Source organism: Burkholderia sp. RF4-BP95 (assembly GCF_001521985.1).
GTDB classification, from domain to species: domain Bacteria; phylum Pseudomonadota; class Gammaproteobacteria; order Burkholderiales; family Burkholderiaceae; genus Burkholderia; species Burkholderia diffusa.
The window spans coordinates 245,378-269,783 of sequence record NZ_LOSX01000042.1; the positions used below are offsets into that span (position 1 = coordinate 245,378).

At 64.6% G+C, this 24,406-nt stretch carries 22 protein-coding genes, 2 tRNA genes and 1 pseudogene; 14 read left to right on the forward strand and 11 right to left on the reverse strand.

The features are described 5' to 3' along the window. Window positions 1–214: 214 nt before the first annotated feature. The 7 genes from pstS (at window position 215) to phoR (ending at window position 6,913) form a co-directional block, all read left to right on the forward strand. Window positions 215–1,249, forward strand: a complete 1,035-nt coding sequence (gene pstS / locus WS46_RS16785; RefSeq protein WP_059523450.1) for a phosphate ABC transporter substrate-binding protein PstS — start codon at window positions 215–217, stop codon at window positions 1,247–1,249. A gap of 94 nt (window positions 1,250–1,343) precedes the next feature. After that, on the forward strand, window positions 1,344–2,327 hold the full coding sequence (gene pstC / locus WS46_RS16790; RefSeq protein WP_059523448.1) for a phosphate ABC transporter permease PstC: 984 nt from the start codon (window positions 1,344–1,346) through the stop codon (window positions 2,325–2,327). After that, a complete protein-coding gene (gene pstA / locus WS46_RS16795) occupies window positions 2,324–3,217 on the forward strand; it encodes a phosphate ABC transporter permease PstA (RefSeq protein ID WP_059691171.1) in 894 nt (297 codons plus the stop codon). The genes pstC and pstA overlap by 4 nt, the downstream gene beginning before the upstream one ends. Window positions 3,218–3,232: 15 nt before the next feature. Beyond that, window positions 3,233–4,081, forward strand: a complete 849-nt coding sequence (pstB, locus tag WS46_RS16800) for a phosphate ABC transporter ATP-binding protein PstB (RefSeq protein WP_059523444.1) — start codon at window positions 3,233–3,235, stop codon at window positions 4,079–4,081. Between the two features lie 18 nt (window positions 4,082–4,099). Next, on the forward strand, window positions 4,100–4,804 hold the full coding sequence (gene phoU, locus WS46_RS16805) for a phosphate signaling complex protein PhoU (protein WP_059523442.1): 705 nt from the start codon (window positions 4,100–4,102) through the stop codon (window positions 4,802–4,804). A gap of 30 nt (window positions 4,805–4,834) precedes the next feature. After that, complete coding sequence (gene phoB, locus WS46_RS16810) at window positions 4,835–5,536, forward strand: phosphate regulon transcriptional regulator PhoB (protein ID WP_006750313.1); 702 nt, start codon at window positions 4,835–4,837, stop codon at window positions 5,534–5,536. A gap of 57 nt (window positions 5,537–5,593) precedes the next feature. Continuing rightward, entirely contained in the window at window positions 5,594–6,913 is a 1,320-nt protein-coding gene (gene phoR / locus WS46_RS16815; protein WP_059523440.1) for a phosphate regulon sensor histidine kinase PhoR, read from the forward strand. Between the two features lie 120 nt (window positions 6,914–7,033). Here the strand turns inward: phoR and ppk1 are convergent, their stop codons facing one another. Next, window positions 7,034–9,097 carry a polyphosphate kinase 1 gene (ppk1, locus tag WS46_RS16820; protein WP_059691172.1) on the reverse strand — a complete coding sequence of 688 codons (2,064 nt, stop codon included), beginning with the start codon at window positions 9,095–9,097 and terminating at the stop codon, window positions 7,034–7,036. Between the two features lie 279 nt (window positions 9,098–9,376). Between ppk1 and ppx the strand changes: the two genes are divergently transcribed. Then, window positions 9,377–10,891, forward strand: coding sequence for an exopolyphosphatase (ppx, locus tag WS46_RS16825; RefSeq protein WP_059523436.1), 1,515 nt, complete (start codon window positions 9,377–9,379; stop codon window positions 10,889–10,891). Between the two features lie 52 nt (window positions 10,892–10,943). On the opposite strand, the gene WS46_RS16830 is transcribed toward ppx, so the two are convergent. Together WS46_RS16830 and WS46_RS16835 are read right to left on the reverse strand one after the other, a co-directional pair. Then, window positions 10,944–11,384, reverse strand: a complete 441-nt coding sequence (locus WS46_RS16830; RefSeq protein ID WP_059691228.1) for a hypothetical protein — start codon at window positions 11,382–11,384, stop codon at window positions 10,944–10,946. A gap of 153 nt (window positions 11,385–11,537) precedes the next feature. Continuing rightward, window positions 11,538–11,614, reverse strand: a tRNA-Pro gene (locus WS46_RS16835). A 162-nt stretch (window positions 11,615–11,776) separates the two neighbouring features. Between WS46_RS16835 and sixA the strand changes: the two genes are divergently transcribed. Both sixA and WS46_RS16845 read left to right on the forward strand, forming a co-directional pair. Beyond that, window positions 11,777–12,238, forward strand: a complete 462-nt coding sequence (gene sixA / locus WS46_RS16840; RefSeq protein WP_059523831.1) for a phosphohistidine phosphatase SixA — start codon at window positions 11,777–11,779, stop codon at window positions 12,236–12,238. Window positions 12,239–12,397: 159 nt separating this feature from the next. Continuing rightward, a complete protein-coding gene (locus WS46_RS16845) occupies window positions 12,398–13,204 on the forward strand; it encodes a GNAT family N-acetyltransferase (RefSeq protein WP_059523434.1) in 807 nt (268 codons plus the stop codon). A gap of 206 nt (window positions 13,205–13,410) precedes the next feature. On the opposite strand, the gene WS46_RS36060 is transcribed toward WS46_RS16845, so the two are convergent. After that, entirely contained in the window at window positions 13,411–13,581 is a 171-nt protein-coding gene (locus tag WS46_RS36060) for a hypothetical protein (RefSeq protein WP_162840567.1), read from the reverse strand. A gap of 136 nt (window positions 13,582–13,717) precedes the next feature. Here WS46_RS36060 and WS46_RS16850 point away from each other — a divergent pair, with 136 nt between their 5' ends. Beyond that, complete coding sequence (locus WS46_RS16850) at window positions 13,718–13,903, forward strand: hypothetical protein (RefSeq protein ID WP_059523432.1); 186 nt, start codon at window positions 13,718–13,720, stop codon at window positions 13,901–13,903. 25 nt (window positions 13,904–13,928) lie between these two features. On the opposite strand, the gene WS46_RS16855 is transcribed toward WS46_RS16850, so the two are convergent. The 5 genes from WS46_RS16855 to WS46_RS16875 all read right to left on the reverse strand — a co-directional run bounded on the left by WS46_RS16855 (window position 13,929) and on the right by WS46_RS16875 (window position 19,464). Beyond that, window positions 13,929–15,299 carry an MATE family efflux transporter gene (locus WS46_RS16855; protein ID WP_059691173.1) on the reverse strand — a complete coding sequence of 457 codons (1,371 nt, stop codon included), beginning with the start codon at window positions 15,297–15,299 and terminating at the stop codon, window positions 13,929–13,931. A gap of 10 nt (window positions 15,300–15,309) precedes the next feature. Next, entirely contained in the window at window positions 15,310–15,636 is a 327-nt protein-coding gene (locus tag WS46_RS16860) for a DUF2288 domain-containing protein (protein ID WP_059523428.1), read from the reverse strand. 88 nt (window positions 15,637–15,724) lie between these two features. Continuing rightward, on the reverse strand, window positions 15,725–17,344 hold the full coding sequence (locus WS46_RS16865) for an acyl-CoA synthetase (protein WP_059691174.1): 1,620 nt from the start codon (window positions 17,342–17,344) through the stop codon (window positions 15,725–15,727). 379 nt (window positions 17,345–17,723) lie between these two features. After that, window positions 17,724–18,416: a peptidoglycan DD-metalloendopeptidase family protein gene (locus WS46_RS16870; RefSeq protein ID WP_059691175.1), complete on the reverse strand. Its 693-nt coding sequence runs from the start codon at window positions 18,414–18,416 to the stop codon at window positions 17,724–17,726. 136 nt (window positions 18,417–18,552) lie between these two features. Continuing rightward, window positions 18,553–19,464 (reverse strand): aldose epimerase, encoded by a 912-nt coding sequence (locus tag WS46_RS16875; RefSeq protein ID WP_059691176.1) that lies wholly within the window; start codon window positions 19,462–19,464, stop codon window positions 18,553–18,555. A 484-nt stretch (window positions 19,465–19,948) separates the two neighbouring features. On the opposite strand from WS46_RS16875, the gene WS46_RS16880 reads away from it, so the two are divergent. Both WS46_RS16880 and WS46_RS16885 read left to right on the forward strand, forming a co-directional pair. Then, the gene (locus tag WS46_RS16880) at window positions 19,949–20,779 is read left to right on the forward strand and encodes an undecaprenyl-diphosphate phosphatase (protein WP_059506104.1); all 831 of its coding nucleotides are present in this window, start codon (window positions 19,949–19,951) and stop codon (window positions 20,777–20,779) included. 182 nt (window positions 20,780–20,961) lie between these two features. Then, window positions 20,962–21,038 (forward strand) — tRNA-Arg (locus tag WS46_RS16885). Between the two features lie 119 nt (window positions 21,039–21,157). Here WS46_RS16885 and WS46_RS16890 read toward each other — a convergent pair. Then, complete coding sequence (locus WS46_RS16890) at window positions 21,158–22,330, reverse strand: TIGR02391 family protein (RefSeq protein ID WP_082725341.1); 1,173 nt, start codon at window positions 22,328–22,330, stop codon at window positions 21,158–21,160. 166 nt (window positions 22,331–22,496) lie between these two features. Beyond that, window positions 22,497–23,213 carry a DUF4145 domain-containing protein gene (locus tag WS46_RS36065; RefSeq protein ID WP_257130003.1) on the reverse strand — a complete coding sequence of 239 codons (717 nt, stop codon included), beginning with the start codon at window positions 23,211–23,213 and terminating at the stop codon, window positions 22,497–22,499. Window positions 23,214–23,384: 171 nt separating this feature from the next. On the opposite strand from WS46_RS36065, the pseudogene WS46_RS16900 reads away from it, so the two are divergent. Next, window positions 23,385–24,000: pseudogene (locus tag WS46_RS16900) on the forward strand (recombinase family protein). Window positions 24,001–24,406: the final 406 nt, after the last annotated feature.

Consider the following 24,406-nt stretch of genomic DNA (forward strand, 5'->3'; position numbering starts at 1 on the left):
CATCGGCGGGTGCCGAACAGCCCTTCCTGACCGGCAATTCTTGCCGCCATTTCCCGCCGCGCTGCCCCTGCGCGGCCGCCCGCACAGGGCCCGATACACCCTTTCAACCAGTCATGTTACTGTCACGCCAGTTTCATCGATTGTCACATTATCGTCATGAGGAGCCCCTAACCTTCGCGGTGCCGTAGTCATCCGCTCACACACTGGAGGTCTCATGAAATTGATGCAAACCGCGATTGCCGGCCTGGCTGGCGCGCTTTTCGCAGTCGCCGCGCAAGCTGCCGACATCACGGGCGCAGGCAGCACGTTCGCGATGCCGATTTATACGAAATGGGCTGCCGACTACCAGCAGGCCGGCGGCGCGAAGGTGAACTACCAGGGTATCGGTTCGTCGGGCGGCCTCAAGCAGATCAACGCGAAGACGGTCGATTTTGCCGGTTCGGACGCTCCGCTGAAGGACGAAGAACTCGCGAAGGAAGGCCTGTTCCAGTTCCCGACGGTGGTCGGCGGCGTGGTGCCGGTCGTCAACGTGCCGGGTGTGAAGGCCGGCGAACTGACGCTGTCGGGCCCGGTGCTCGGCGACATCTACCTCGGCAAGATCAAGAAGTGGAACGACCCGGCGATCGCCGCGCTGAACCCGAAGGTCAAGCTGCCGGATACGGACATCGCGGTCGTTCGTCGTGCTGACGGCTCGGGCACGAGCTTCATCTGGACGAACTACCTGTCGAAGGTCAACGACGAGTGGAAGTCGAAGATCGGCGAAGGCACGACGGTCAACTGGCCGACGGGCACGGGCGGCAAGGGCAACGACGGCGTCGCGGCCTTCGTGCAGCGCCTGCCGGGCGCAATCGGCTACGTCGAGTGGGCGTATGCCAAGAAGAACAACATGACCTACACGGCCCTGAAGAACTCGACGGGCACGGTGGTCGAGCCGAAGACCGAAACGTTCAAGGCCGCTGCTGCCGGCGCGAACTGGTCGAAGTCGTTCTACCAGATCCTGACGAACCAGCCGGGCAAGGACGCATGGCCGGTCGTCGGCGCGACGTTCGTGCTGCTGCACGCGAAGCAGGACAAGCCGGAGCAGGGCGCCGAAACGCTGAAGTTCTTCAGCTGGGCGTTCAAGAACGGCGAGAAGGCAGCCGACAGCCTCGACTACATCTCGCTGCCGGCGACGGTCGAGACGGAAATCCGCAAGCAGTGGAAGACGAAGGTGACGGACGCATCGGGCAAGCCGGTCGCCACGGAGTAAGCAATCCAGCGGTTCGCTGCCCGGCCGTGCCGGCCGGGCAGTGTGTGCGGTAAGGCCGGGCGTCACGGCGCCCGGCGATCCAGAACAGGCGCCCATGTCTGATATTTCCTACACGTCTTCCCGGTCCGATGCCGCGCAGCAACGCGCGCCGAGCCGTCTCGGAGACGTTCTGTTCGGCGGCCTCGCACGGCTGGCCGCGATCGTGACCCTGCTGCTGCTGGGCGGGATCATCGTTTCCCTGATCATTGCGTCGATGCCGACCATCCAGAAGTTCGGCATCGGCTTCTTGTTGCAAACCGAGTGGGATCCGAACTCGGATATTTACGGCGCGGTCGTGCCGATCTACGGCACGATCGTGACGTCGCTCATCGCGCTCGTCATCGCGGTGCCCGTCAGCTTCGGCATCGCACTGTTCCTCACCGAATTGTCGCCCGTGTGGCTGCGTCGCCCGCTCGGCATCGCGATCGAGCTGCTCGCCGCGATTCCGTCGATCGTGTACGGCATGTGGGGCCTGCTCGTGTTCGCGCCGATCTTCGCCGAATACTTCCAGAAGCCGATCGGCCGTCTCTTCAAGGACGTGTGGGTGCTCGGTCCGCTGACGTCGGGCCCGCCGATCGGCATCGGCATTCTCGCGGCCGGCGTGATCCTCGCGATCATGATCATCCCGTACATCGCATCGGTGATGCGCGACGTGTTCGAAGTCACGCCCGTGCTGCTGAAGGAATCGGCTTACGGGATCGGCTGCACGACGTGGGAAGTGATGTGGAAAGTCGTGCTGCCCTACACGAAGACCGGCGTGATCGGCGGCGTGATGCTCGGCCTCGGCCGCGCGCTCGGCGAAACGATGGCCGTGACCTTCGTGATCGGCAACACCAACCTGCTCGACAGCGTGTCGCTGTTCGCGCCGGGCAACAGCATCACGTCGGCGCTCGCGAACGAATTCGCGGAAGCGCAACCGGGCCTGCATACGTCCGCGCTGATGGAACTGGGCCTGATCCTGTTCGTGATCACGTTCATCGTGCTGTCCATCTCCAAACTGCTGCTGCTTCGTCTCGAGAAAGGAGAGGGCAAGAAATGAGCGAGCCCGTCATGAATTTCCCGGGGCCGAATGGCGCCGCGCTCGACGCGATGCGCAACCGCCTGCAGCGCAAGCGCAAGCTGACCAACGCGATCGCGCTGACCGCGTCGCTCGCCGCGATGGCGTTCGGCCTGTTGTGGCTCGTGTGGATTCTCTACACCACGGTGCATCTCGGCGTCGGCGGTCTGTCGCTGCAGCTGTTCACCGAATCGACGCCGGCACCGAACACGGAAGGCGGCGGCCTGGCGAACGCGATCGTCGGCAGCCTGCTGCTGTGCGGTTTCGGCACGCTGGTCGGCACGCCGATCGGCATCCTCGCGGGCGTCTATCTTGCCGAATACGGCCAGAAGAACCTGCTGGCGAGCACGATCCGCTTCATCAACGACATCCTGCTGTCGGCGCCGTCGATCGTCATCGGGCTGTTCGTCTACGCGATCGTCGTCGCGAAGTCGGGGCGCTTCTCGGGCTGGGCCGGCGTGATCGCGCTGGCGCTGCTGCAGATTCCGATCGTGATCCGCACGACCGAGAACATGCTGAAGCTGGTGCCGAACGCGCTGCGCGAAGCAGCCGTCGCGCTCGGCACGCCGAAGTGGCGGATGGTGTTGAAGATCACGCTGCGCGCCTCGGTCGGCGGGATCGTGACGGGCGTGCTGCTGGCGGTCGCGCGGATCGCCGGCGAAACGGCGCCGCTGCTGTTCACCGCGCTGTCGAACCAGTTCTTCTCGTGGGACATGAGCCAGCCGATGGCGAACCTGCCCGTCACGATCTACAAGTTCGCGATGAGCCCGTTCGCCGAATGGCAGTCGCTCGCATGGGCGGGCGTGTTCCTGATCACGCTCGGGGTGCTCGGACTCAACATCCTGGCGCGTTCGATCTTCTCGAAAAAGTAACGGCGGAGCAATCCGATGAATATGGCAGAAAGCCACCTGAATCCCGTCGAGCGCACCGCTGCGCCCGCCGGCACGCAAGATGCGGCACATGGCCGTCCGCTGGCGCCGCTGAACGCGAAGATCGAGGTCAACAACCTCAACTTCTTCTACAACAAGTTCCACGCGCTGAAGAACATCAACCTGCGCATTCCCGAAGGGAAGGTGACGGCGTTCATCGGTCCGTCGGGTTGCGGCAAGTCGACGCTCCTGCGCACGTTCAACAAGATGTACGCGCTCTATCCGGAGCAGCGCGCCGAGGGCGAAATCCTGATGGACGGCGAGAACCTGCTGACCACCAAGCGCGACATCTCGCTGCTGCGCGCGCGGATCGGCATGGTGTTCCAGAAGCCGACCCCGTTCCCGATGTCGATCTACGACAACATCGCGTTCGGCGTGAAGATGTTCGAGAAGCTCACGCGCTCGGAGATGGACGATCGCGTCGAGTGGGCGCTGACGAAGGCCGCGCTGTGGAACGAAGTGAAGGACAAGCTGAACCAGAGCGGCTACGGGCTGTCCGGCGGCCAGCAACAGCGTCTGTGCATCGCGCGCGGTATCGCGATCCGTCCGGAAGTGCTGCTGCTCGACGAGCCGTGCTCGGCGCTCGACCCGATCTCGACGGGCCGCATCGAGGAGCTGATCGCGGAGCTGAAGAGCGACTACACGGTCGTGATCGTCACGCACAACATGCAGCAGGCCGCGCGCTGCTCGGACTACACGGCCTACATGTACCTGGGCGAGCTGATCGAATTCGGCGAAACCGAAAAGATCTTCATCAAGCCGGTGCGCAAGGAAACGGAAGACTACATCACCGGCCGTTTCGGCTGATGACGGAGAATCACAACCATGTCGGATAAACATCTGTCGAGCCAGTTCGACGCGGACCTGAATGCCGTGTCGTCGAAAGTGCTGGAAATGGGCGGGCTCGTCGAGTCGCAGATCGTCGGCGCGATGCATGCGCTGAACGAATTCGACCGCGAGACGGCCGAGAAGGTGATCGCGGCCGAGGAAACGCTGAACGCGATGGAAGTCGACATCGACCAGGAGTGCGGCAACATCATCGCGCGGAGGCAGCCGGCCGCGCGCGACCTGCGTCTTCTGATGTCGATTTCGAAAACGATTACGAACCTCGAGCGCGCCGGCGACGAGGCCGAGAAGATCGCGAAGCGCGTGCGCCGCCTGATCGACGAGCCGGCCGCGCGTGCGGTGAACATCGCCGAGATCAAGGTGTCGGGCGAGATGGCCGTGACGATCCTGCGCCGCGCGCTCGACGCGTTCGCGCGCCTCGATACGGTGGCGGCCGCGCAGATCGTCAAGGACGACAAGGAAATCGACCTCGAATTCCGCGCGTTCGTGCGCAAGCTCGTGTCGTACATGCAGGAAGACCCGCGCACGATCTCGGTCGGCCTCGAGTACCTGTTCATCGCGAAGGCGATCGAACGGATCGGCGACCACGCGAAGAACATCGCCGAATTCATCATCTACATCGTGAAGGGCACCGACGTGCGGCACCAGCCGCGCGACACGCTCGATCGCGAAGCCAACAGTTAATCGACTCCGTAAGGAAGAACAGAGGTGCCGATGCCCAGCAACATTCTCGTCGTCGAAGATGAGCCCGCGATTTCCGAACTGATCTCGGTGAATCTCCAGCATGCCGGTCACTGCCCGATCCGCGCGTACAACGCCGAGCAGGCGCAGAACCTGATCAGCGACGTGCTGCCCGATCTCGTGCTGCTCGACTGGATGCTGCCGGGCAAGTCCGGCATTGCGTTCGCGCGCGACCTGCGCAACAACGAACGGACCAAGCACATCCCGATCATCATGCTGACCGCGCGCGGCGACGAGCAGGACAAGGTGCTCGGCCTCGAGATCGGCGCAGACGATTACGTGACGAAGCCGTTCTCGCCGAAGGAACTGATGGCGCGCATCAAGGCCGTGCTGCGCCGCCGCGCGCCGCAGCTGACCGAGGACGTCGTGTCGATCAACGGGCTGCGCCTCGACCCGGCCACGCATCGGGTCGCCGCGCACGGCGACGGCAGCGAGATCAAGCTCGATCTCGGCCCGACCGAATTCCGCCTGCTGCATTTCTTCATGACGCATCCGGAGCGCGTGCACAGCCGCACGCAACTGCTCGATCAGGTCTGGGGCGATCACGTGTTCGTCGAGGAGCGCACCGTCGACGTCCACATCAAACGATTGCGCGCGGCCTTGAAACCGGCCGGTTGCGATGCGATGATCGAGACCGTACGCGGCAGCGGCTACCGGCTCGCCAAGCACGCGTAACGTATCCGGACATGCCGTGTGCCACGGCATGCCGTTCATTCTTTCGGGCGCTGAATCATGAACATCATCTGGGCGCGCTTTCTCGTGTCGCTCGTGCTGCTCGTGCTGATCAGCGTATTGGTCGGCGTGTTCGCCGGCCCGATCGCGGGCCTTGGGTTCGCGGTCGTGATGCTGGTCGCGCAGGGCTTCTTCAGCACCTTCCATACGCAACGCCTCTGGCGTCTGCTCGATGCGCCCGTCTACGGCGAGGTGCCGAGCGCACCGGGCATCTGGGGTGAAATCTACTACCGGCTGCACAAGCTCGCGAAGCAGTGGCATGCGCAGGTGCGGCAGGTCGAGCAGCAGCATTCGCGCTTCATCCAGGCGATCCAGGCGTCGCCGAACGGCGTCGCGATGCTCGACGACCATGACCAGATCGAGTGGTGCAACGCGATCGCCGAGGTGCATTTCGGCCTCGACGCGAAGCGCGACCTGCGCCAGCACATCACGAATCTGGTTCGTCATCCTGATTTCGTCCGCTACCTGAACGCGCAGCATTACGACGAGACGCTCGTGATGCGCGGGATGGGCGACTCGCGGCAGAACGTGCTGGAAGTGCAGGTGTTTCCGTACGGAGAGAACCGCAAGCTGCTGCTCACGCAGGACATCACGGAGCTCGAGCGGACCGACGCGATGCGGCGCGACTTCGTCGCGAACGTGTCGCACGAACTGAAGACGCCGCTCACCGTGCTGTCGGGCTTCCTCGAGACGATGCGCGAACTGCCGCTGAACGAGGAGGATCGCGCGCGCTATCTCGAGATGATGGAGCAGCAGGCGTCGCGGATGCGGCACATCGTCACCGATCTGCTGGTGCTCGCGAAGCTCGAGGGCGAAAGCAAGCCGCCGATGGATCACGCGATCGACATGCGTGCCGTGTTCGACCATCTGAAGGAAGATGCGCAGACGCTGTCGAACGGGCATCACGAAATCACGTTCACGATCGACGAGACGCTCGGCGTCACGGGCGCGCAGACCGAAGTGTTCAGTGCGTTCGCGAATCTCGTGACCAACGCGATCCGCTATACGCCTGACGGCGGCAAGATCCTCGTGTCGTGGCGGCGCGAGGGCGCGCAAGGCGTGTTCTCGGTCACCGACAGCGGCTTCGGCATCCCGGCGGCCGACCTGCCGCGGCTGACCGAACGCTTCTATCGCGTCGACCGCAGCCGCTCGCGCGATACGGGCGGCACGGGGCTCGGCCTCGCGATCGTCAAGCACGTGCTGCAGCGGCACGACTCGCACCTGTACGTGCAGAGCGAGGAAGGGCGCGGCAGCACGTTCACCGCACGCTTCCCGGCGTCGCGGATCATCGCGATCCGGCCGGCGACGTTCGAAGCGTGAGCGCATGACGCGAATCGGGTGCCTCACGCCGGCATCCCGCCGCAAACGAAAAAGCACAGCCCTCGAGCTGTGCTTTTTCGTTTGGTGACGCGGCACGCGAACCCGCGCGCCGCCCCGTGTCTACGAACAGAACTTCGCGAGCAGCCCGAGCTGCGCGTTGCGGATCGTCTTGCCCGCGCGCCGCCGGCGGTAGTGGCCGTCGCTGAGCATCTGCCAGGCCGACTGGTTGTCGCCGAGGCAGACCGACAGCCCTTCGGCGATCACGCGGCGCTTCAGCTTGCGCTCGCGGATCGGGAACGCGACTTCGACGCGGCGGAACAGGTTGCGGTCCATCCAGTCGGCGCTCGACAGATAGACGTCCTCGGCGCCGTCCGCGTGGAAATAGTAGATGCGGTGGTGTTCGAGGAAGCGCCCGACGATCGAGCGCACCGTGATGTTTTCCGACAGCCCCGGCACGCCGGGCTTCAGCGCGCACACGCCGCGCACGATCAGGTCGACCTTGACGCCGGCCTGCGACGCTTCGTACAGCGCGGCGATCACCGACGGCTCCAGCAGCGCGTTCATCTTCGCGACCACGCGCGCGCGCTTGCCGGCGCGCGCGTTGTCGATTTCCGCGCGGATCGATTCGATGATGCGCGGATGCAGCGAGAACGGTGACTGCCACAGCTCGTGCAGCGTGAGCTCGCCGCCGATCCCGGTCAGTTGCTGGAAGACGTGGTGGACGTCCTCGCAGATCTTCTGGTCGGCCGTCATCAGCCCGAAGTCGGTGTAGAGGCGGGCGGTGCGCGGGTGATAGTTGCCGGTGCCGAGGTGCACGTAGCGGCGCAGCGACGCCTTTCCGTTCTGCACGACGCGCCGCACGATCAGCATCATCTTCGCGTGGCACTTGTGGCCGACCACGCCGTACACGACGTGCGCGCCGACGGCTTCGAGCTGCGACGCCCAGTTGATGTTGGTTTCCTCGTCGAAGCGCGCGAGCAGCTCGACGACGACGGTCACTTCCTTGCCGTTGCGCGCGGCTTCCATCAGCGCGTCCATCAGCGGGGAATCGGTGCCGGTGCGGTAGATCGTCTGCTTGATCGCCACGACGCTCGGGTCTTTCGCGGCCTGCTGCAGCAGTTCGAGCACCGGCTGGAAACTTTCGTACGGGTGGTGCAGCAGGATGTCGCCGTCGTCGATCGCGTCGAACATCGTCGGCGTGTTGACGATCGCGGGCGGGATCGATGCGGTGAACGGCGAGAACTTCAGGTCGGGTCGATCGACGAGATCGGGAATCTGCATCAGCCGCACGAGGTTCACGGAGCCGGCCACGCGATAGCAGTCCTTCTCGCCGAGCAGGCTTTCCTCGAGCAGGCGCCGCACGATATGCGCCGGCGTGTCGGCCGACACTTCGAGCCGTACCGCGTTGCCGAGGTGGCGCGCGGGCAGTTCGCCCTGCAGCGCGACGCGCAGGTTGGTGATTTCGTCCTCGTCGACGAAGAGCTCGCTGTTGCGCGTGATGCGAAACTGGTTGCAGCTCTTCACGACCAGTTGCGGGAACAGTTCGCCGACGAAGCGCTGCATGAACGAGCTGAGCAGCACGAAGCCGTGCTCGAAGCCCGACAGCGCCTGCGGCATGCGCACGACGCGCGGCAGCGCGCGCGGCGCCTGCACGATGCCCATCACCGCCTGGCGGCCGAACGCGTCGCGGCCCTCGAGCTCGACGACGAAGTTCAGGCTCTTGTTCAGCACGCGCGGGAACGGGTGCGCGGGGTCGAGGCCGATCGGCGTCAGCACCGGCAGCAGTTCATCGAGGAAGTAGCGGCGCGCCCATTCGAGCTGTTCTTCGTTCCACGAGTCGCTCGCGTGGAAGTAGATGCCTTCCTGTTCGAGCGCGGGCAGCACGGTTTCGTGCAGCATCGTGTACTGGCGGTGCACGAGCCGTTGCGCGCGCTCGACGACGAGGTCATAGGCGTGCTGCAACGACATGCCGTCGGGTGTCAGTGCGCCGGGGTTGTCGCGGATCTGTTCCTGAAGGCCGGCCATCCGGACTTCGAAAAATTCGTCGAGGTTGCTGCTCGTGATGCAGATGAAGCGCAGGCGCTCGAGCAACGGAATCTGCGGGTCAGCCGCCTGGGCCAGCACGCGCTCGTTGAAACCGAGGATGCCGAGTTCACGATTGAGAAGCGGATAACGGACGGACATCGGCAGAGTAGGGGATGATTCGGGCGATGATTCGAAAGGACGCTCGGAAACTCTCACGGTACGATGACGTGCTGATGACGATAATGTATTTATATCGGGAAATTCTACGCCTGAACCGTTTCGTCTCATAAATGTTTCGGCCATATACAATCTACCCGTGTACATGCCCGTGAAGCGTGGCAACGGCAAGCGTTCCACGCTTAAAATGTCGCCTTTGATTGATCGTCCAGCGTGGCCGGACCGGCTGCCGCGGGCGAACGCGCACGGAGCCCCCTTCTGATGGTTACATCCCCCCACTTGCTGGCTGCCGTCGATCTCGGCTCGAACAGCTTTCGGCTGATCGTCGGGCGCGTCGAGGAAACGCCGGCGGGCAGCCAGATTTATCCCGTCGATGCGCTGCGCGAGCCCGTTCGACTGGCCGCGGGCCTGTCGAGCGACAAGATGCTCGATCGCGCGTCGCAGGAGCGTGGCTGGGAGGCGCTCAAGCGGTTCGGCGAACGCCTGCGCGATTTCCATCCCGATCATGTGCGCGCGGTGGCGACCAACACGCTGCGCGTCGCGAAGAATGCGGGCGAATTTCTCGGCGAGGCCGAAGCGGCGCTCGGTTTTCCGATCGAAGTGATCGCGGGCCGCGAAGAGGCGCGCCTGATCTATGCGGGCGCCGCGCATTCGGTGCCGGCGAGCGCGGGCAAGCGGCTCGTCGTCGACATCGGCGGCGGCTCGACCGAATTCATCATCGGCTCGCATTACACGCCGATCGTGATGGAGAGCCTCTACATCGGCTGCGTGAGCCATAGCCGCGCGTTCTTCCCGGCCGGCAACGTCGACGAATACACGATGCGGCAAGCCGAACTCGCGGCCAAGCGCGAGATCCAGATCATTTCCAGCGAATACAAGAAGGCCGGATGGGACCAGGCGATCGGTTCGTCCGGCACCGCGCGCGCGCTCGCGGAACTCGTCGAGGCGAACGGCTTCAACGACGCGGGCATCACGCACGGCATTTCGCGCGGCGGGCTCGAACGCCTGAAGCGCGCGCTGATCAAGTCCGAGAACGTGAACCGGCTGAAGCTGATCGCGCTGAAGCCCGATCGCGTGCCGGTGCTCGCCGGCGGCCTCGCGATCATGCTCGCGGTATTCGAGGAACTGGGCGTCGACTACGTCGATACCACCGACGGCGCATTGCGTCTCGGCGTGCTGTACGACCTGCTCGGCCGGACCCAGCACGAGGACATGCGCGCGGTGACCGTCGAGGGCTTCACGCGCCGCTACGGCGTCGATCGCGCGCAGGCCGAGCGCATCGGCGCGCTCGCGGTGCGATTCTACGACGAGCTCGACGATTCCGACGACGAAGAACGCGAGGAAGGCCGGATGTTCCTCGGTTGGGCCGCCGCGTTGCACGAGATCGGCCTGTCGATCTCGCACAGCTCGTATCACAAGCATTCGGCCTATATCGCGAGCAACGCCGACATGCCGGGTTTCTCGCGTACCGACCAGGCGCGCCTTGCCGCGCTCGTGCTCGGGCATGCGGGCAAGCTCGGCAAGCTGTCGCAGGCGCGCGACGTCGAATGGCCGCTGCTGTTCTGCCTGCGACTCGCGGCGCTGCTTTGCCGGCGCCGGACCGATGCCGGGCTGCCGGACATTTCCGTGTCGCAGATGAAGAAGGGCGGGTATGAAGTGCGCCTGCCGAGCGCATGGGTCGAGCAGAACCCGCTGACCGATTACAGCCTCAGCCAGGAAGCGGCAGAGTGGGAGAAGGTCGGCATTCCGTACCGCGTGGTTTATACGGGCGCGTGACGCGCCGGCACGGCGGCGGCGCGCCCGCGCCGCCAGGTTGCCTTGGACGCGCTCAGTCCGAGCACACGATCGCCGTCAGGAACGGGAATGCCTGCTTGACGGTCGCGTCGCTGCCGGCCTTGCGCACGGCCTGTTCGACCGCGTTCTTCGTGCCGCGCACCACGACGCCGTATGCCCAGTCGCCGATCGGCGTGCCGTCGCCGGGCTGGAAAATCGGATCGTTCGCCTGGTAGCCGAGCACGACATAGACGCCGAAGCCGTAGGCGGTCAGCGGATGGTTCGTGCGGAATGCGTTCACCGAATTCGATTCGACGTGCATCGGCTCCGACTGGATGTCGCCTGCCGCGAGCAGTGGCGCGACGAACTTGTGGCCGTTCGAATGGCAGTCGAGCGCGTCGTCGAGCGACTTCGCCGATGCGACGCCGGGCGCGCCGAGGGTGCCGATTGCGAGCAGCGCGCCGAGCACGGCGGTCTTGAAAACGTGATTTTTCATGCGCGATTGCGGGTTGGTCGCGGACATTATCGCGTGTTCCCGCAATTTTCGTGCGCGGGCTGCGGGCGGTGGCACCGGGGGCGGACGCGGGCGGCGGACCAAACGAAAAAGGGCTGCAAGCGCGATGGCTTGCAACCCTTGTCGTGAATCTCGTGGTCGGAGCGATAGGATTCGAACCTACGACCCTCTGATCCCAAATCAGATGCGCTACCAGGCTGCGCTACGCTCCGACGAGCCAAAGATTCTATCGTCTAATGGGTAACCGGGTCAATCACGTTTTTGCGTACGGCGCATATCATCACGAACCGCTCACGATTGGCGACAATTCGAAGCATGATCGTCCGGCCCGCGAGTGTGCGGCCGGAGCATTCGTCGAAGCATGGAGAGACATCATGATGAACCTGATCCTGTGGCGCCACGCCGAAGCCGAAGACTACGCGGCAAGCGACCTCGCACGCCAGCTGACGGCCCGCGGGCGCAAGGATGCGCAAGCGATGGCCAAATGGCTGCGCGGCCGGCTCGAGTCGAGCAGCGTGATCCTCGCGAGCCCGGCGGCGCGCACCGTGCAGACCGTCGAGGCGCTGACCGACCAGTACCGGACCATCGATGCACTCGCGCCGGGCGGCAGCGTCGACGACGTGCTGGCGGCCGCCGGGTGGCCCGACGGCATCGCGCCGACGGTCGTGATCGTCGGGCACCAGCCGACGCTCGGCTGCGTCGCGGCGCAGTTGATCGCCGGCAACGACGATAGCTGGAGCGTCAAGAAGGGCGGTATCGTGTGGCTCGCGAGCCGCACGCGCGACGGCAACCGTCAGGCCGTCCTGCGCGCGGTATTGACGCCGGACCTTGTCTGAAGCGGTTTGAAGGCATTGATCATACGGTTTCGCAGGCTTTCTGCTAAAGTCAATTCGGCGACACGTCATTGAAAGGACACGGTCGTGCCACAGAACGGTAACGACCGGTTACTACATTGGCTGGCATGTCGTCCTATTCCTTACGACCAGGAAAGCCTAATGCGAGAACTGCCGACGCCTACGCTCCCCTTTGCCTCGCTTCCCCTCGACACGTCGCGGCGTCACCTGCCGCGCGCTGCTGAAACCGTCACATCCGAGTACCGTCTGCGTGCTGCCTGGGCGCGTACGGAAGATGAATTGCGCGAGGCCCAGCGCCTGCGTTACACCGTGTTCGCCGACGAGATGGGCGCGCAGGTCAGCGGTCCGTCCGGTCTCGACGTCGATCCGTTCGACGCCTATTGCGATCATCTGCTGGTGCGCGACCTCGATACGCTGAAGGTGGTCGGCACGTACCGCGTGCTGCCGCCGCACCAGGCCGCGCGTGTCGGCCGTCTGTACGCCGAAGGCGAATTCGACCTGTCCCGCCTTACGCACCTGCGCGGCAAGATGGTCGAGGTCGGCCGCTCGTGCGTGCACAGCGACTACCGCAGCGGCGCCGTCATCATGGCGCTCTGGGGCGGTCTCGGCGCGTACATGATGCAGAACGGCTACGAGACGATGCTCGGCTGCGCGAGCGTGTCGATGGCCGACGGCGGGCACTATGCGGCGAACCTGTATCAGTCGCTGCCGGCCAACTCGCTGACGGCGCCGGAATATCGCGCGTTCCCTCATACGGCGCTGCCGGTCGACGAACTGCAGACGGGCACCGTCGTTGCACCGCCGCCGCTGATCAAGGGCTACCTGCGTCTCGGTGCGAAGATTTGCGGCGCGCCGGCGTGGGATCCCGACTTCAACTGCGCGGACTTCCTGACGCTGTTCCGGCTGTCGGACATCAACGCGCGCTACGCCCGGCACTTCCTGGGCTGAGCCATCCCGATCGCGGCGCGCTGCTCAGGCGCGCACGCAGGCGAACGCCATCGCGCGGCAGATTGCCGCGCGATGGCGTTTGTTCGTTCCGAGGAAGGCGTTTTATCCGGCCCTGTTAATTTGGGCGATACGCACTGCCCACCGTGCCGGCAGACGCACGTTCGACGCGGGCCGCGCGGGCGGCCCGGACAACGGGGCGGGCTTGCCTAGTGCTTGCGCCGCCAGTCGAGCAGGTGATGTTCGGCCATCCAGTGATGGATCATTCCTTCGCCGCCGTGGCTGCGCTTGTATTCGCGCGACTCGAAATAGGACAGGGCGACGAGCACCATCAGACCGATGAACAGGCCGATCAGGCCGGCGATCTCTTCAGATGACATGGCAGCCTCCTTTCAACGGCACAGCGCCATCTGCTACATGGTAGAACATGCGCGGGACAACCCCTAACCCGGAATTCGGCTAGACTCGGCGCGGTCCTGGCGCGCGATGGGCGCGCCGTTTTCCGGAGCCTCACCGATGACCCGTTTCATGCTGGCCGTGCTGGCCGCGTCCATTCTCGCCGGCTGTTCCAGCGATCCCCGCCAGGCTCGTCGCGGCCACCCGCCGCAAGATCCGGCCGATTATCACGGCGTGCCGACCGACATGACGCCGCCGTCGATGCTCGGTGAGCCGGCGCCGTCGGCACCCGCATCCGCGCAATAACGAAACCGGCCGGCGTGCGCGGCCGTCAGGTGCCGGCCGCGGGTGCGTCGGCGCCGATCCGCCGCGTCAGCGCCGGCAAGTAGCGCGCGAGCGTCGCGCCACGTGCGACCATGAACAGCAGCAGCGCGAACCACAGACCGTGGTTGCCGAACGGGCCGACAGCCGCCAGCGTCGCGGCAATGAAGATCGCGAACGACGCGACCATCGCGCGCATCAGCGACTGCGTCTGCGTCGCGCCGATGAACACGCCGTCGAGCAGGAACCCCCACACGGACACGATCGGCGAGATTGCCGCCCACGGCAGGTATTGCAGCGCGACCGCGCGGATCCCCGCCTGGTCGGTCAGCAGTGCGACGATCCAGCCGCCGGCCGCCCAGTAGACGAGCGCGAACAGCAGCGCGCCGAGCGCGGACCACAGCAGCGTGACCCGCACAGCCTGCCGGAATGCGGTGCGGTCGCGCGCGCCGGCCGCGGCGCCGACGAGCGCCTCGGCCGCATGCGCGAAGCCGTCGAGCCCGTAAGCCATGAAGGTCTGGAAATTCAGCAGCAGTGCGTTGGCTGCGAGCGTCGCGTCACCCTGCGTGGCGCCCAGGTGCGCGAACCAGCCGAATGCGCCGAGCAGGCACAGCGTGCGCAGGAAGATGTCGCGATTGAGCGCGATCAGCCGCTTGAGCGCCGCACGATCCGCCAATGCACCCGAGGCCAGCGGCGCGAGGCCGCGCGGGCGCAGCCGCCACAGCATCCATGCGCCGAGCGCGAAGCCGCACGCGTCCGCGGTCGCGGTTGCCGCGCCGATCCCGGCGATGCCCCAGCCGAAGCCGTACACGTACAACAGCACGGCACCGATGTTCACAGCATTGATGAAGACCTGCGTGACGAGCGCGAGCCGCACGCGCTGCGCGCCGAGCAGGTAGCCGAGCACGACGTAGTTCGCGAGCGCGAACGGCGCGCTCCAGATGCGTGCGTGGCCATAGGTCAGCGCCGTCGCGCGGACGGCGTCGCTTCCGCCCAGCGCGGTCAGCGCGAACGACAGCAGCGGCACCTGCAGCGCGAGCACGGCGGCGCCGAGCGCGAACGCGACGATCAGCGCGCGCAGCACGTTGAGCCGGATGCCGGCGGCGTCGCCGGCGCCGTGCGCCTGCGCGACGAGGCCGGTCGTGCCCATGCGCAGGAAGCCGAAGCCCCAGAACACGAAGTTGAAGAACAGTCCGCCGAGCGCGACGCCGCCGAGGTACTGCGCGCCGTCGAGGTGGCCGGCGACGGCCGTGTCGACCGCGCCGAGGATCGGCTGGGTCAGGTTCGCAAGGACGATCGGGAAGGCGAGCGCGAGGACGCGCCGGTGCGAGACGGCGGCCGATCCGGTGCCGGCCCCCTGCGGTAATGCGGATTCGGACATGGCGAACGCGTCAGGCGCGTTCCTGCACGCAGACCCACGGCGACACGACGACCGCCCACAGCTCCGGATTGCGCGCCGCGAAATCGGCGGCGGTTTCCGCCGGCATGCGCGCGACGAGACCGGACGACAGCCAGCGCGTGACCTGGTCGGCGTCGTCGCCGGCGATCGCTTCCGCGACGCTGACGAGATCGAGATCGCGTGCGACCGACAGCAGCTTGCCCTGCGCGAAGAAGCGCTCGAGATCGCACCAGTCGATCTTGGCGGTTTCGCCGAGGAGTTTGGCGTAGAGCGGGCTGTGCGACGCGCCCGCGGCGGATTCGTGTTGGTCGGAGGACATCGGTGGTGTGCTGAAAAGACTGCGTGGGCGCCACTATAAACCATCCGGGCGCGCGGCCGGCCGCCCGACGCGGCGGCGCGCGCCCGGTTCACGCGTCGCGCAGCGCGCGGCGCACGATCTTGCCGGTTGCCGTCATCGGCAGGCCGTCGACGAACGCGATCGCGCGCGGGTACTCGTGCGCGGCCAGGCGCGTCCGCACGTGGGCCTGCAGCGCCTGCACGAGCGCGTCGTCGCCGACATGGCCGGGGTTCAGCACGACGAACGCCTTGACGATTTCGGTGCGCGTCGGGTCGGGCACGCCGACGACGGCCGCCATCCGCACCGCCGGGTGCGTGAGCAGGCAGTCCTCGATCGGCCCCGGGCCGATCCGGTAGCCGGCGCTCGTGATCACGTCGTCGTCGCGGCCGACGAAGCGCACGAAGCCGTCGGCGTCGATCGTGCCGGTGTCGCCGGTGAGGAGGTAGTCGCCCGCGAACTTGTCGCGCGTCGCGGCGGGATTGCGCCAGTATTCGAGGAACATCACCGGGTCCGGGCGGCGCACCGCGATGCGCCCCTCGACGCCGGGCGGCAGCGGCGTGCCGTGCTCGTCGACGATCGCGACCGCATGGCCGGGCACGGCCTTGCCGATCGCACCGGGCCGCGCATCGAACAGCGCCGCGCATGACGACAGCACCATGTTGCATTCGGTCTGTCCGTAGAACTCGTTGATCGTCACGCCGAGCGCGTCGCGTCCCCACGCCGTCAGCTCGGTGCCGAGCGATTCTCCGCCGCTCGCGACCGATTTCAGCGCCAGCGCGTGGCGCTCGCGCGGCGCGGGCACCGCGCGCATCAGCTTCAGCGCGGTCGGCGGCAGGAACGCGTGGGTCACGCCATGCCGCGCCATCAGCGCGAACGCGGCTTCGCCGTCGAACTTCTCGAAGCGGCGCGCGAGCACCGGCACGCCGTGGTGCCATGACGGCAGCAGAACATCGAGGAGGCCGCCGATCCATGCCCAGTCGGCGGGTGTCCAGAACAGGCGCGCGTCGCGCGGGAAGCATTGCTGCGACATCTCGACGCCCGGCAGGTGGCCCAGCAGCACGCGATGCGCATGGAGCGCGCCTTTCGGCTTCCCGGTCGTCCCGGACGTGTAGATGATGACCGCCGGGTCGTCGGCGGCGGTGTCCGCCGGCACGAAATCCGGCGATTCGGCGGCGAGTGCGGCGTCGAATCGCAGCACGCCGGGCGCATCGGGCGCATCGTCGCCGATGCAGTAGCACGTGCGCAGCGCCGGCAGTTGTGCACGCAGCGGCGCGATCTTCGCGTAACCGGCCGCGTCGGTGACGAGCGCGGCGGCTTCGCTGTTCGCGAGCCGGTATTCGAGCGCGTCGGCGCCGAACAGCGTGAACAGCGGCACCGCGATCGCGCCGAGCTTGTACGCGGCGAGATGGGCGATCGCCGTTTCCGGACCTTGCGCGAGGAAGATCGCGATGCGGTCGCCACGTTGCAGACCCGCCCGCGCGAGGCTGTTCGCGAAACGGTTAGAAACATTCCTCAGGTCGTCGAACGTGAGGCGGGACACGTCGCCTTGCGTCGTCTCGTGAATCAGCGCGAGCCGTCCGCTGCCGTCGGCCCACTTGTCGCAGACATCCACGCCGATGTTGTAGCGGGCCGGAACGTCCCACGCGAAGCGGGAGAGGAGGTTGTCGTAGCGGTCGGCGGCGGGCAGCATCGCAAGTCTCCTTGGCGTCCATCGTCGGCATCGGTCGCTGGATTACATCGGCATTTCACGCGACCGAAACCACAATGGCGCCTGATGGATAGGGGAATGTGCGGACTCGTGCAACGGGGGCGGCTCAGTGCACGATTCCGCTATGACGCATAAGATCATGACAAAACAGTGATATGACCATGGATTTGCTTCTGATAGCTGCGGGGTTCAGCCTGTTCGGAATCGGTGCGCTGGTGGCGTTTGCCAGCCGCGTCGATCCGTTGTCCGGCCGGTTCACCGGCCGTCTGCGCAAGCGCTGACACGACCTTCCCGATCTCCCTCGCGACGACATGCGATGCATGCCGGCATCGCGTGTCGTCCTCCTTCGGCGGTGGCGCGCTCAGCGCGCCGGCAGGTAGCGCGCCGGATCGATCGAGCGGCCGCCGTAGCGCAGCTCGAAGTGCAGCGCGACGCGATCGCTGTCGCTGTTGCCCATCTCCGCGATCGTCTGCCCCTGCGTGACCGACTGGCCTTCCTTCACGAGCAACGCACGGTTGTGTGCGTAGGCCGTCAGGTAATCGGCGTTGTGCTTGAGGATGATCAGGTTGCCGTAGCCGCGCAATCCGTTGCCCGCATAGACGACGGTGCCTGGCGCGGCGGCCAGCACCGGCGTGCCCGTGGCGTTCGCGATATCGATACCCTTGGATTTCGAGCCGTCGAAGCTGCGCACCACGTTGCCGGCGGCCGGCCAGATCAGCGCGATGCTGGTGGCCGGCTTGACGGCCGATTCGACCGGCGCGGAAGGCGCTGGGCGGCTGCGGCCCGCACTGCCGGTGCCGGTGGTCGACGCGGTCGTCGTGCCGGGCGGCGGCGCGATGCGCAGCACCTGGCCGACCTCGATCGCGTCGGGATTCGCGATCTGGTTCCAGCGCACGATGTTCGCCATCGACGTGCGATTCTCGCGCGCGATCTTGTAGAGCGTGTCGCCGCGCTCGACGCGGTAGTAACCCGGGCCGACGGGCGCGGAGCCGCACGCGACGAGCAGCGCGGCGCAGGCGGCCGCGAAGAGCCGCTTCGTTGTTGTTCCGAACATTGAACCTCGCAAAACCCCGCCGCGCGCGACGCGGCAGGCGATACAAAACGTCCGATTTTAACGGGTTCGACCCGAGCACCGCAGTTTCGTGCCGCGGGCGTGGCCGGCGCGCCCCGGTTCGCCGGTGCGGCCGACGTCAGCCGGCGAGCGGCAGCACGCGAATCCGCAGCGTCGCCGTTTCGGTCGCGCCCGGTGCAAGCATGCGAAGCCCGAGGCCGTTGTGGATCGCGTCCGGCAGGCCGAGCCACGGCTCGACGCAGTAGAAGTCCGATTCCGGCTTTTCCGTCCAGGTCGTGACCGCGTACCACGGGATCGAGCCCGGGACGTCGAGCGCGATCTCGATCGTGCGGCGGCGGCCCGGCATCACGATGCGCACCGGCGCGGAGGGCGCGCCGTCGAGGCAGTGGAAGCGGTCGAGAATGTCCGGATCGCCGAGGCTGTACGATGCTTCGCCGGGCTGCAGCGGGCTGATCGAGCCATCGGCGCGCTGCATGCAGCGGCGCGTCGGCGGCAGTTCGAGCGTGGTTTGCGCGCGCTCGCCGTGCGGCAGCGCGAAGTAGAAATGGTGGCCCGCGTAGTAGGGCAGCGGCGTGTCGCCGCGATTGGTCGTGGTGAGCGCGACGTCGAGCGTGTGGGCGTCGGCGAGCCGGTAGGTCGTCTCGAACCGGAAATCGAACGGATAGCCGTCGCGCAGCGCGTCGTTCGCATCGAGCGTCATCGACAGCGCGGCGCCGTCGGCCGACGGTTGTGCCGCGAACGGCAGGTCGCGCGCGAAACCATGCATCGGCAGGTCGCGAACCACGCCGGCGGCATCGCGCCAGCGGCCCAGTTCGCCGTCGACGCGATGGCGGCCGAGGAACGGGAACAGCAGCGGGTTGCCGCCGCGCACGCGTGCGAGGTTGCTCCAGTCGGCGGCTTCCGGCCAGAAAATGATCGGCTCGCCGTCGACGTGCCACGACAGCAGGCGGCCGCCGAATTGCGGGGCGACCCGGACGAGTGACGAGCCGGCGTGAAGTTCATGAATGTCGTGCTGCTGGAAGATCGGCATGGCGAATCGGTATGAACGGGTGGGCGGGGTGCGCGATGGCGCGCTCCATTATCGGGCCGCGACGCGGTCGGGGAAAACCCTTCTCGGGAAATCGCGAGTTTTTCAGACTGCCGACGGTCTGGATAATGCCTGTAAACCGGTGATGTTGCCGGGTCATGACACTTCGTGGAGGGGGCCATGGATCTGGCAATGGCAATGGGAATCGCACTGTTCGGCATGTTCACCGGCAGCACGGTATTGTTTTTCTATCAGCTCGGCCGCTGACGGCAATTTCTGCCGGAATCGAAAGGCCCGCCATGCAAATGGCGGGCTTTTTGCTTTCTGCGCGCTTACAAGTTGCAAGCGTTTGTGTGCATTGCCGCAATAACCAGCCAAATGCCTTGGCGCAGTAATCCTGGCTGGGCATAATCGGGGCGCGTTTTTCGGACGCGCGATGCGTCGTCCGCTTTTCTACTCGATTGATCACCACTAAAAGGACCGACGCGTGAGTCTCTGGTTTCTGGTATTCCTGAGCGTCCTGCAGGGCGTCACCGAACTCTTCCCCGTCAGCAGCCTCGGCCACACGCTGCTCGTGCCCGCGCTGTTCGGCATGCACATCGACAAGCACGCGCCGCAGTTGCTGCCGTTCCTCGTCGCGCTGCACCTCGGCACCGCGCTCGCGCTGCTGTGGTATTTCCGCGCGCGCTGGATCGCGCTGATCAGCGGCTTCTTCGCGCAGCTCGGCGGCCGCAAGAACGACGACGGGCACCTGATGTGGGCGCTGATCATCGGCACGATCCCGACCGGGATCGTCGGTCTGCTGCTCGAGAAGCGCATCGAACGCGTGTTTCACGACCTGCGGATCGTCGCGATCGCGCTGATCATCAACGGCGTGCTGCTGTGGATCGGCGATCGGATCCAGCGCAGCCGTGCACACCAGCCGCCTGAAAAGATGACGTTCAAGCAGGCGTTCTTCGTGGGCCTCGCGCAGATCGGCGCGCTGATTCCGGGTTTCTCGCGCAGCGGGCTGACGATGATCGCCGGTAACGCGGCCGGGCTGACGGCGGAGAAGGCGGCGGAGTTTTCGTTCCTGCTCGGCACGCCGATCATTTTTGCGGCGGGCGTGCTCGAACTGCCGAAGCTGTTCCATGCGCGCGACCAGCTCGCGGACGCACTGCTCGGTGGCGTGCTGACGGCGATTGCCGCTTATCTGAGTGTGCGGTTCTTGATGCGCTATTTCGAAGGGCGCGGGCGGCTGGCTTCGTTCGGCTTGTATTGCGTGATTGCCGGGGTGTTTTGCCTTGGGTGGTTCATGCTGCATCCGCAGCCGGTTTGACGGTTGCGGCGCCGGTCGCGCGTCGCGCATGATATGACGCGATGATCGGGTATAATTTCGGGCTCGGCTTCATGCCGGGCCCGTTTCGTTTCGGGGCGTTGAGTGCGGTTTGTGTGGTTTGTGCTCGAAGCCTTTCGCGTCAAATGCGGCCCGGGTCGTGTGGCCGTGTCTTTTCCCCTCGACCGCCCTTAGCTCAGTTGGATAGAGCAACGGCCTTCTAAGCCGTAGGTCACACGTTCGAATCGTGTAGGGCGGGCCAGAATTCTTCGCTTATTCAAGCACTTACAATTCCGCGTGTACCGCTTGGTTAGGATTGGATGCACGTCTGATGCACTCCTGCTGTGGCGAGAGTGTGGCGGGATTTTACCGCCGCTGCCGCTAGAACGGGATGTCATCTTCTTCATTCGCCGGTGACGATAAGAAGGGCGAACCGTCATCTAGTAGAACCCCCGGATTGTCGGGGTCCGTCTCGCTCTCTAGCGCCTCGGCGAATCGCTTCTGCCAGTCCGCGTTTAGTGCGGTTACGGAATTTATGAGCCTGCTACGCACCGGCTCTTCTCCGTTCTTGACCGCGTTTGCGACGGCGCGCACCGCTCTAGAAATGAGCGCAGGTTCGAGCAACACCTCATCAAGCTGCAAAAAGAAGAACTTGACTACGTAGAGCCTCGCATTCGGGTTTGAGTCCTCCAGGCGAGAAACAAGCGCTCGCGCTGCTTCTTTGCGCAAAGAGAAGTGGCACAGGAAAGTGTTCGACCACGTAGCCAGTGGAGCGCTAGTTTTGCCCGACTGCAGCACTTCGCCGGACTTGATGCCAGCAATCAGCTTGTTCTCGATCCGCAGCCGGGGGAGTTCCTGCAAATTCTGCCAGAGTTCAGGTTTTAGCAATCGCAGTGCCGTTCGAATTGCCGCATCCTCAGTGGCAATGCGCAATTCGTCAGAGACAATGGCCAGATAATTGTTTGTCTGTGTAGGCGAAAGAGCGTCAAGCAACGTCCGTGTTAAAAATCGCAATTTTCCGAGATCGAGTGCCCGCCGCTCCTTAAACAATGCAGTGATGGCTTCAGTGAGGCGCAGCGCGGGGATTTCCGCGACTAGAAGCTCAGCGTAACGCTGCGACTCAACGAACTCAGGGTCTTGAACCTTATCCATGAAGGATGCAATCGTGAAAACATCCTTCGACGCGCTTAGTACATCAACGATATGTCCAAGGAAACAGATAATTGAGTCGGCTGTTTCCTGCGTGTCTTGCGTTGGCTCGTGGCTGCGAGGATTTCGGATGCCGATGTAAATCCCTCTCAGAATCTGCTCGTAGCCCTTTTGAACATTCCGATCCGATTCCGTTTGCAGCGCATTCAGGCGGAGCTTCGGGTTTTCACCTCCGAGCGCCTGTCCAATCAACGCCGACCCGTCGCCGTCTACGCCAGCACGTTCCCGCAGCAAATTGCTAATGAAGTGTGTTGCGTCAAGTACTGCGTGTGAATAATTCTCTGCTTCGTAAGCCACGCGGATCGCATCCCATAGTGCCGCGGGAATGTGGGTTTGCAGGTTCATGTATGAGCAGTGACCGGGTTATGTGCTGACATCGTAGCAGACCCGAACCCTTTTTTGCCGCACCTATTTGCGGCCGCTTACGCCGCTCGCTCGCACGCGTGCTCCCCCGTGCGCGGGTGTGCGCGTTTTATCTAGTGGGCACTGGCGCGGGTGGATGGCGCGCAGTTCATTCCGTGGCCGGTGGTCGATCTTCGTCCGCCACTCTGCCCTTGGCCCGTAGCAGTTTCAACACGGATTCGCGATCATCGTAGAAGTCTTCGAGGATGCGTTGTGCGTACTGCCGAGCAGCGGCAACGTCGTCCGCGCCAATGGGTTCCCACTCATCGTGTAGCACGTCATTGCCGAGCACACGAATTTCGTCATGTGCTCGCCTTTGGCGAGCGGCAGTAATCACGCCGTCAGCAGCCGCTGCGTCTATCTGTTGCTCAAGATTTGTGCCGCGCTTTTCCTTGTACCCGTTCGCACGCAGAGTCTTGTCAAGCGCGGAGCGGAACATAGCCGCAGCCGCACGGAAGCAACCGGCTTCGCGGCATCTTTCGCCTTCCCGAAACTCCTTCGCGATGCCGTCCGGCACGCCGGAAGGGAGTGAGAGTCTGTCTTGGGCTTCCGGATAGAAATCAGCGAGCCCCAAATGGCTGTGGCGCTTGATAGATCGCAGTGTCAATAACGCACCGGACCCGCATCCTGTACAGCAGACGAGCCGGTAGACCTCCGATTCGACCTGAGAGATCGAGCGAGTTATCTGCCCATACACTTGTCCACGCTGCGGATCAAATGCCGAGAATATCGTGAGTGCGCCGTCGCATTCGCCGCAGTGGGCAATGACTTGTCCATTTTCATTAAGTGTCGCCATTGACCTTTGAATCAGATGTGGATTGTTCAAGCATTGTCCACTATTTGATCGGCTGGCGTGTGGGCTGTTGTTGGTTCGTATTGGTGTACGTCGTCGACCTAGCTAGGGGACCGCGCTAGCTTGGGTCGAAATGGTTTACATCGCAAATTCGATCCATGTCACGATTCGAGCCATGAACAATTGCGAGCCATTGAGCTACGTTTGAGAACCCTGTACTACAGACGTATCAGCACGACGGACGGGCAGGTGAGCGCGAGCCAGCACGCAGACACAAGCAGCGCACGGCGTCGAGCTGGATGACGTGTTCATAGATGAAGGTGTGAGCGAGTATCGCGTTGCGCCTCTGGATTGTGAGCAGTGGGCGATTGTCGAGCGGGCCTTACACAATGGCGGTGTGCTGTACGTGCCTTGGCTGGATCGGATCAGTCGCCGCTACGACGAGCTGTACGAGACCATGCAGCGGCTCATGAAGGCCAAGGTGCGGGTTATCTGCACGCTGAACGGCATGGTGTTCGATGGGGGCGCTACGGACGCGATTAACAAGGCTACGCGGGACGCCGTGCTGGCATTCTTGGCGGCACAAGGCGAGGCCGACTATCTGAACCGCCGCGAGATGCAGGCTCGTGGAATTGCTGTGGCGAAGGCGGCGGCCAAGTACGAGCAAGTTGGCAGGAAGCGCAAGGCGGATTACGCGAAGGTGCGTGCATGGCGTGAGCCGCACGGAGCGAGTATCGCCGAGACAGCCGCGCACTTCGGTATCTCGACGGCCGCAGTCAACCGAGCGCTCGCCGAGGCCAATGGAAATGCAGCCGAGTAAGGCGCTGGCACCGCAGGTACCTCAGTAATGCTCGGTTCGTCGGATATGAGGACCGGGCGACCGAGCTGGCGAATGCTGGCGAGGCCTGCTATGAGACGCTGTCGGACCGAGCGAATCAAGATTGACGAGGTTTCCGTGAGAAGTTACTGCCCGAAGCTCGCTGGGGTCTGCACGACGGAAATAACCGGAAGCAAATTTGATACGCCTATTTGCGGGTAGTTACGTCGCTCGCTCGTACGCATAAGCCCCGTGCGCGGGTTTCCTTGCAGAATCCGTTGTAGATACGCGACACGCTGACGCGTGCGTTTATCGTGAATGAAACTGCATTTCAATGCATAACAAAACGGCTGAAAATTTTTAATTTAGTCAAGATTATTTTTTGAGCGAAATCGTCGTCTAAGCGATC

Bases quoted from the DNA above. Each gene is read 5' to 3' on its own strand.
- pstS (WP_059523450.1), top strand. From the start codon at position 215: ATGAAATTGATGCAAACCGCGATTGCCGGCCTGGCTGGCGCGCTTTTC.
- pstC (WP_059523448.1), top strand. From the start codon at position 1,344: ATGTCTGATATTTCCTACACGTCTTCCCGGTCCGATGCCGCGCAGCAA.
- pstA (WP_059691171.1), top strand. From the start codon at position 2,324: ATGAGCGAGCCCGTCATGAATTTCCCGGGGCCGAATGGCGCCGCGCTC.
- pstB (WP_059523444.1), top strand. From the start codon at position 3,233: ATGAATATGGCAGAAAGCCACCTGAATCCCGTCGAGCGCACCGCTGCG.
- phoU (WP_059523442.1), top strand. From the start codon at position 4,100: ATGTCGGATAAACATCTGTCGAGCCAGTTCGACGCGGACCTGAATGCC.
- phoB (WP_006750313.1), top strand. From the start codon at position 4,835: ATGCCCAGCAACATTCTCGTCGTCGAAGATGAGCCCGCGATTTCCGAA.
- phoR (WP_059523440.1), top strand. From the start codon at position 5,594: ATGAACATCATCTGGGCGCGCTTTCTCGTGTCGCTCGTGCTGCTCGTG.
- ppk1 (WP_059691172.1), bottom strand. From the start codon at position 9,097: ATGTCCGTCCGTTATCCGCTTCTCAATCGTGAACTCGGCATCCTCGGT.
- ppx (WP_059523436.1), top strand. From the start codon at position 9,377: ATGGTTACATCCCCCCACTTGCTGGCTGCCGTCGATCTCGGCTCGAAC.
- WS46_RS16830 (WP_059691228.1), bottom strand. From the start codon at position 11,384: ATGAAAAATCACGTTTTCAAGACCGCCGTGCTCGGCGCGCTGCTCGCA.
- sixA (WP_059523831.1), top strand. From the start codon at position 11,777: ATGATGAACCTGATCCTGTGGCGCCACGCCGAAGCCGAAGACTACGCG.
- WS46_RS16845 (WP_059523434.1), top strand. From the start codon at position 12,398: ATGCGAGAACTGCCGACGCCTACGCTCCCCTTTGCCTCGCTTCCCCTC.
- WS46_RS36060 (WP_162840567.1), bottom strand. From the start codon at position 13,581: ATGTCATCTGAAGAGATCGCCGGCCTGATCGGCCTGTTCATCGGTCTG.
- WS46_RS16850 (WP_059523432.1), top strand. From the start codon at position 13,718: ATGACCCGTTTCATGCTGGCCGTGCTGGCCGCGTCCATTCTCGCCGGC.
- WS46_RS16855 (WP_059691173.1), bottom strand. From the start codon at position 15,299: ATGTCCGAATCCGCATTACCGCAGGGGGCCGGCACCGGATCGGCCGCC.
- WS46_RS16860 (WP_059523428.1), bottom strand. From the start codon at position 15,636: ATGTCCTCCGACCAACACGAATCCGCCGCGGGCGCGTCGCACAGCCCG.
- WS46_RS16865 (WP_059691174.1), bottom strand. From the start codon at position 17,344: ATGCTGCCCGCCGCCGACCGCTACGACAACCTCCTCTCCCGCTTCGCG.
- WS46_RS16870 (WP_059691175.1), bottom strand. From the start codon at position 18,416: ATGTTCGGAACAACAACGAAGCGGCTCTTCGCGGCCGCCTGCGCCGCG.
- WS46_RS16875 (WP_059691176.1), bottom strand. From the start codon at position 19,464: ATGCCGATCTTCCAGCAGCACGACATTCATGAACTTCACGCCGGCTCG.
- WS46_RS16890 (WP_082725341.1), bottom strand. From the start codon at position 22,330: ATGAACCTGCAAACCCACATTCCCGCGGCACTATGGGATGCGATCCGC.